This is a genomic window from Thauera aminoaromatica S2, assembly GCF_000310185.1.
Taxonomy (GTDB): domain Bacteria; phylum Pseudomonadota; class Gammaproteobacteria; order Burkholderiales; family Rhodocyclaceae; genus Thauera; species Thauera aminoaromatica.
In genome coordinates, this window is the sequence record NZ_AMXD01000034.1 from 25264 (window position 1) to 32034 (window position 6771).

Here is a 6771-nt window from a genome sequence, read left to right on the forward strand (position 1 = left end):
AATCCTGAAAGATACGAATCGTTGAAACTCAGACCCCACCCGCCGCGGCGCAGCAGATGGCCAAGAAATCCGCAGCGACGAGCGAGGCGCCGCCGATCAGCCCACCGTCAACATCCTCCACGGCGAAGAGCGCCGCGGCATTGTCCGCCTTGACGCTGCCGCCGTAGAGGATGCGGACGCCACCCGCCGCCACGCCGTGTACCTTCAGCCACGCGCGGATCGCAGCATGCACCTCGGCCACCTGCGCCACGCTCGCGGAGCGCCCGGTGCCGATCGCCCACACGGGTTCGTAGGCTAGCACCACCGCACCCATCGCCGCGGCGCCGAGCACCTCGCGCACCGCCTCGAGCTGGCGGCCGATCACCTCGACCGCACGCGCCTCGTCGCGCTCGGCGAGCGTCTCGCCCACGCACACGATCGGCACCAAGCCAGCCTGCAGCGCGGCGAGCGCCTTGCGCCCGACCGTGGCATCTTCCTCGCCGAAGAGGGCACGGCGCTCGGAGTGACCGACGATGGCGTAGCGGCAGCCGAACTCCGCGAGCATGGCCGCACTCACCTCGCCGGTATAGGCGCCGGCCGCGTACTCCGACACGTCCTGCGCACCGAGGGCGACGCCCTCGGGCCGTTGTTGCGCCTGGGCGAGATAGGGATACGGCACACACACGGCGATTTCCACGCCCGGGATCGACACGAGGCCGTCGAGCAGCTCGCGATTGGCGGCGAGGCTGCCGTTCATCTTCCAGTTACCGGCAACGAGTCTGGTCATGGGAGAGGGAATATCCGTGCAGATAAACCGCAGGATTATACGGCTTGCGGACGATCACCCGCAATGCGACCAAGCCTCGCGCAGCGCGGGGCGCGCACTCTTCCGCCCGGGATCGTTGCTCGGCCGCAGCGACCGGTGATGTCGTCCTCGGTCTCCTTCTTGTTCGGCTTCACGAAGAGCTCGTCGGTGACGTCGAACTCCACCATCTCGCCCAGGTACATGCAGGCGGTGTAGTCCGAGCTCCGGGCCGCCTGCTGCATGTTGTGGGTGACGACGACGATGATGGACTCTTCCTCCAGTTCGTCGATCAGTTCTTCGATACGCGCCGTCGAGATCGGATCGAGCGCCGAAGTCGGCTCCTCCGCCGGGATGCCCCTCGGGGTTGAAGACCGAGCCCGTCAGGTAGCCAGCGATTGTCGCAGCCACGCTGCGTGTCATCGAACGGGCAGATCTGCCTTCTTCCCGCGTCCGGACGGAGCCTTGCGCCCCGTCCTCCCATCTCATGCAGCCCGAATCAGGCGATCGCTTCCTCGACGACGCCGGCGATCTCGCGCGCGAGACGCTCGACCAGCTCGCCGTCGCGGCCCTCCACCATCACGCGCAGCAGGGGCTCGGTGCCCGAAGGGCGCAGCAGCACGCGCCCGCTATCGCCGAGCGTCTGTTCGGCTCTGGCCTGTGCGCTCGCGATCGAGCCGTCCGCACGCCAGTCGAAGCCGGCAGGCATGCGCACGTTGATCAGGCGCTGGGGGTAGAACACCAGATCCGCGCAGGCGTCCGCCAGCGAAAGTCCGCGCTGCTTGAGCGCGGCGAGCACTTGCAGCGCCGACACGATGCCGTCGCCGGTCGTGTGGCGGTCGAGGCAGATGATGTGACCGGAGTTCTCGCCGCCAATCTTCCAGCCGCGCTCCTGCAGCAGCTCGAGCACGTAGCGGTCGCCCACCTTGGCGCGTGCAAAGGGCGTGCCGAGGCGCTGGATCGCGTGCTCGAAGCCGAGGTTGCTCATCAGCGTGCCGACCACGCCCTCCAGCCGGCCTTCGGCGTGGCGCGCACAGGCCACCACGTAGAGCAGCTTGTCGCCATCGTAGATCTCGCCCCGATGGTCCACCATGATCAGGCGGTCGGCGTCGCCGTCGAGCGCGATGCCCAGGTCCGCGCCATGCTTGAGCACCGCCTGCCGCAGGTTCTCCGGCCGCGTCGCACCGACGCCGTCGTTGATGTTGAGGCCGTTGGGCTCGACGCCCACCGGGATGATCTCCGCGCCGAGCTCGTGGAAGACCTTGGGGGCGATCTGGTAGGCCGCGCCGTGCGCGCAATCCACCGCGATGCGCAGGCCGCGCAGGTCGAGCTCGTTGGGAAAGGTGCTCTTGCAGAACTCGATGTAGCGCCCGGCGGCGTCGTCGATGCGGCGCGCCTTGCCCAGGCGGGCGGAGTCCACACAACCCATCGGCTCGTCGAGGTGGGCCTCTATCTCGGCCTCGACCGCATCGGGCAGCTTGCTGCCGTCGGCGGAGAAGAACTTGATCCCGTTGTCGTAGAAGGGGTTGTGCGAGGCCGAGATCACCACGCCGGCCTGCAGGCGCAGTGCGCGCGTGAGATAGGCTACCGCCGGGGTGGGGATCGGTCCGGCCAGCATCACGTCCACACCAGCCGCGGCGAACCCGGCCTCGAGCGCGGCTTCGAGCATGTAGCCGGAAATGCGCGTGTCCTTGCCGATCAGCACCGCGGGGTGTTCGCCCGCGGGCAGCTTCTCGCGCGCGACCAAGGTCACGCCGGCCGCATAGCCCAGCCTCATCACGAACTCGGGCGTGATCGGCGTATCACCGACCTTGCCACGCACACCATCGGTGCCGAAATACTTGCGCGCCATCTTCGCTCCAGCAGCTTTCGAAAGCGCGGATTATGACACCGCGGGCGGTGCCTTGCTCAGCATCCCGTCACGGTCGCCTTCCACACCGCGAGCGCGTCGCGAGTGGCGGCGACGTCATGCACCCGCACGATACGCGCGCCGTTCTGCACCGCGATCAGCGCCCCGGCGACGCTGGCCGCAAGCCGCTCGCCGACCGCGCGACCGGTGACTGCGCCGAGCATGGACTTGCGCGACAGCCCCGCCAGCACCGGCAACCCGCCGACGCCGACACGCGCGAGCTCGCGCAGCAGCGCATAGTTGTGGCCGACGCTCTTGCCGAAGCCGAAGCCAGGGTCGAGCACGATGCGCTCGCGCGCCACGCCTGCGGCCACGAGGGCGGCAACGCGCTCGTCGAGGAAGCCGGTCACCTCGCCGACCACGTCGGCGTAGCGCGGATCCTGCTGCATCGTACGCGGCTGGCCGAGCATGTGCATCACGCACAAGCCGGACTCGCCCGCGGCAACCGCCTCGATCGCACCCGATGCGCGGAACGCGTTGATGTCGTTGATCATGTCCGCACCCGCCGCGAGCGCGGCGCGCATCACCGTCGGCTTCAGGGTGTCGATCGAGAGCGGCACTTTCCAGCCGCGCGCGGCCTCGACGAAGCGCACCACGCGCTCGAGCTCCTGCGCCTCGGGCACCGGGTCCGATCCCGGCCGGGTCGACTCGGCGCCGATATCGAGCATCTCCGCCCCTTCCTCCAGCGCACGCTCGGCGCGCGCGAGCGCACGGGCGAGGTCGCCACGCAAACCGTCGCCGGAGAAGGAGTCGTCGGTCAGGTTGATGATCGCCATCACCCTGGGCTGGGACAGATCGAGCCGGAAGCGGCCGCATTGCAGGACGGACATCGAGACCTCGGGAAAAGCAAGGCGTCCGGGCGCAGGCGCGCGGACGCCGGAATGGAAAGGGGCCGGTCCGGCCGGCCCCTTGAAACGGAAGTTGTCGAACTCAGGCGGCAGGTGCTGGCGCGGTGGGCGCCGCACCCGGCGCGTCGTCCTTCGGACGGCTGGACGGCGCCGATGCCGGCTTCGGCGGACGCGGCGGGCGGCCGGCCATGATGTCATTCACCTGCTCGGCGTCGATGGTTTCCCATTCCAGCAACGCGGCCGTCATCGCCTCGACCTTGTCGCTGTTCTCTTCGAGCAAGCGCCGCGCCAGCGAGTACTGCTGATCGATGATGCGGCGGATCTCCGCGTCGACCTTCTGCATCGTCGCCTCGGACACGTTGCGGTGCGTGGTGACTTGGCGGCCGAGGAAGATCTCGCCCTCCTCCTCGCCATACACCATCGGTCCGAGCGTGTCGGACATGCCCCACTGCGTCACCATCCGGCGCGCGAGGTCAGTGGCACGGGCGAAGTCGTTCGACGCACCGGTCGTCATCTGCTTCATGAAGATCTCTTCGGCGATGCGGCCACCGAACAGCACGGCGATGGTCTGCAGCAGTCGATCGCGGTCCTGGCTGTAGCGATCCTCGGTCGGCAACTGCATGGTCACGCCCAGCGCACGGCCGCGCGGGATGATGGTCACCTTATGCACCGGATCGGTCTTGTCGAGCAGACGCGCCACCACCGCGTGACCGGACTCGTGGTAGGCGGTGTTGCGGCGCTCCTCCTCGGGCATGACCACCGAGCGGCGCTCGGCGCCCATCATGATCTTGTCCTTGGCGCGCTCGAAGTCCTCCATGTCGACCAGACGCTTGTTGGCGCGCGCGGCGAACAGCGCAGCCTCGTTCACCAGGTTGGCGAGGTCGGCACCGGCAAAGCCCGGCGTGCCGCGCGCCAGCACCTGCGGATCGACGTCGGGCGCGATCGGCACCTTGCGCATGTGCACCTTGAGAATCTGCTCGCGACCACGGATGTCGGGCAGCGCCACCACCACCTGGCGGTCGAAGCGGCCCGGGCGCAGCAGAGCCGGGTCGAGCACGTCGGGGCGGTTGGTCGCGGCGATCACGATCACGCCGGTCTGGCCCTCGAAACCGTCCATTTCGACCAGCAACTGGTTGAGCGTCTGCTCGCGCTCGTCATTGCCGCCGCCCAGACCCGCACCACGCTGGCGGCCGACCGCGTCGATCTCGTCGATGAAGATGATGCAGGGCGCCTGCTTCTTGGCCTGCTCGAACATGTCGCGCACGCGCGCCGCGCCTACGCCGACGAACATCTCGACGAAGTCGGAGCCGGAGATCGAGAAGAAGGGCACCTTGGCCTCTCCGGCGATCGCCTTGGCGAGCAGGGTCTTGCCGGTACCCGGCGAACCGACCATCAGCACGCCCTTGGGAATGCGGCCGCCGAGCTTCTGAAACTTGGACGGATCACGCAGGAACTCGACCAGCTCGGCAACTTCTTCCTTGGCCTCGTCGCAGCCGGCAACGTCGGCAAAGGTCACCGAATTGGCCGACTCGTCGAGCATGCGCGCCTTGCTCTTGCCGAAGGAGAACGCCCCGCCCTTGCCCCCGCCCTGCATCTGGCGCATGAAGAAGATCCACACGCCGATCAGCAGCAACATCGGGAACCACGACACGAATACGCTGGCGAGGAAGGACTGCTCCTCCTCGGGCTTGCTGGCGTTGATCTGAACGCCGTAGCGCATCAGGTCTGAAATCATCCAGATGTCCTGCACGCCCGGCGTATACACCGTGATCGTGCGCCCTTCCTGGGTGGTGGCCTTGAGCACGCGGCCATCGACGGTCGCGCGCGCGATCCGTCCCGCCTTGGCCTCCTCCAGGAACTGGGAATACTCCATGGTGCTGGCCGGCGTCTGGCGCGTGTTGAACTGGTTGAATACCGTCATCAGCACGACGCCGATAACCATCCAGATCGCGAGATTCTTGAAGAGATTGTTCAACTTTCTGTTCCCCGAAAGCCATTCCGGCCTGTACGCGACTGACCGATTCTAGTGGCGATTGTTCCCACGGGCAAACCAATGGGGCACATAGCGCAACCCAATCGCCCCCCCCGCATGCGAACTCAAGGCCGGCGCGGCCCCCGGCCGACGAGATAGACCTCGGCGCTACGGTCGCGCGAAGCCTTGGGCTTGCGCACCTGCACCGAGACGAACGCCGCCTCCATCTGCTTGCGATACTCCATGAAGCCCTCGCCCTGGAACACCTTGACCACGAACTGCCCACCCGGCTTGAGATGACGCACCGCGAAGTCCAGCGCCAATTCGCAAAGATGTACCGAACGTGCCTGGTCGACCGTCGCAACCCCTGAAAGGTTCGGCGCCATATCCGACAGCACCACATCCACGCTCGCGCCACCAAGGCGCGCTTCGAGCTCCTCGAGCACGGCATCCTCGGTAAAGTCGCCGAGCAGGAACTCCACCCCCGCCACCGGCTCCATGGGCAGGAGGTCGAGCGCGAAGATGCGTCCCTTGGGCCCGCAGCGCTTCACCGCAAGCTGGCACCACGAGCCGGGCGCCGCTCCCAGGTCGACGACCACCGCGCCCGGACGCAGCAGGTGGTCGCGCTCGTCGATCTCGAGCAGCTTGAAGGCGGCGCGTGCGCGATAACCCTCGGCCTGGGCGCGTTGCACCCAGGGATCGTTCACATGATCGTGCACCCAGGCACGGCTGGTCTTGTTCTTCTTCATCCTCGCTCCATCCGCGACGGCCATCCTTGGCACGTACGGGGTAGAATCCGCGTCCCGGGCTTCACCCATCCAGAGATTTGCAATGACCGAGCTTTCCCCGGCCGAGCGCAGCGAGCTGCGCGCCCGTGCCCACCACCTGAACCCCGTCGTGACCGTAGCCGGCAACGGCCTCACGCCGGCCGTCCTCGCCGAGATCGAACGCGCCCTGCAGGCGCACGAGCTCATCAAGGTCAAGGTCCAGGGCGCCGAACGCGAGCAGCGCGAGGCCTTGATGCAGGAGCTGTGCGCCGCGGTGGACGCCGCCCCGGTGCAGCACATCGGCAGCATCCTCGTCGTCTGGCGTGCGCGCCGCGAGGACGACAAGAGCTCCGCGCCCGCAGAGAAGAAGCCTGTGCGCACTTCCACCGCCAAGTCGGCCGCCGCCTTCGCTGCCGCCGCGCGTCGTGCCGCGCTCGCCAAGGCGAGCGCAGAGTCGCGCCGCTCGCCGGCACGTGCGCCCGCCCCGCGCGGAC

Annotated in this window: 6 protein-coding genes and 1 pseudogene; 1 reads left to right on the plus strand and 6 read right to left on the minus strand. The window is 67.9% G+C overall.

Going from position 1 to position 6771, the window contains the following annotated elements; translation table 11 throughout:
* Window positions 1-28 precede the first annotated feature (28 nt).
* The 6 genes and pseudogenes from tpiA to C665_RS07620 all read right to left on the minus strand — a co-directional run bounded on the left by tpiA (window position 29) and on the right by C665_RS07620 (window position 6259).
* Window positions 29-766: a triose-phosphate isomerase gene (tpiA, locus tag C665_RS07595; RefSeq protein ID WP_012585167.1), complete on the minus strand. Its 738-nt coding sequence runs from the start codon at window positions 764-766 to the stop codon at window positions 29-31.
* Between the two features lie 122 nt (window positions 767-888).
* Window positions 889-1131, minus strand: a pseudogene (locus tag C665_RS07600) (phosphate ABC transporter ATP-binding protein); the annotation flags it as partial.
* 149 nt (window positions 1132-1280) lie between these two features.
* Window positions 1281-2633: a phosphoglucosamine mutase gene (gene glmM / locus C665_RS07605; protein WP_004304504.1), complete on the minus strand. Its 1353-nt coding sequence runs from the start codon at window positions 2631-2633 to the stop codon at window positions 1281-1283.
* A gap of 56 nt (window positions 2634-2689) precedes the next feature.
* Window positions 2690-3520, minus strand: a complete 831-nt coding sequence (folP, locus tag C665_RS07610) for a dihydropteroate synthase (RefSeq protein ID WP_012585166.1) — start codon at window positions 3518-3520, stop codon at window positions 2690-2692.
* Between the two features lie 100 nt (window positions 3521-3620).
* Complete coding sequence (ftsH, locus tag C665_RS07615) at window positions 3621-5513, minus strand: ATP-dependent zinc metalloprotease FtsH (protein ID WP_004304508.1); 1893 nt, start codon at window positions 5511-5513, stop codon at window positions 3621-3623.
* Between the two features lie 122 nt (window positions 5514-5635).
* A complete protein-coding gene (locus tag C665_RS07620) occupies window positions 5636-6259 on the minus strand; it encodes an RlmE family RNA methyltransferase (RefSeq protein ID WP_004304510.1) in 624 nt (207 codons plus the stop codon).
* 82 nt (window positions 6260-6341) lie between these two features.
* On the opposite strand from C665_RS07620, the gene yhbY reads away from it, so the two are divergent.
* On the plus strand, window positions 6342-6771 hold a 430-nt coding region (gene yhbY, locus C665_RS07625), incomplete at its 3' end, for a ribosome assembly RNA-binding protein YhbY (RefSeq protein ID WP_004304512.1).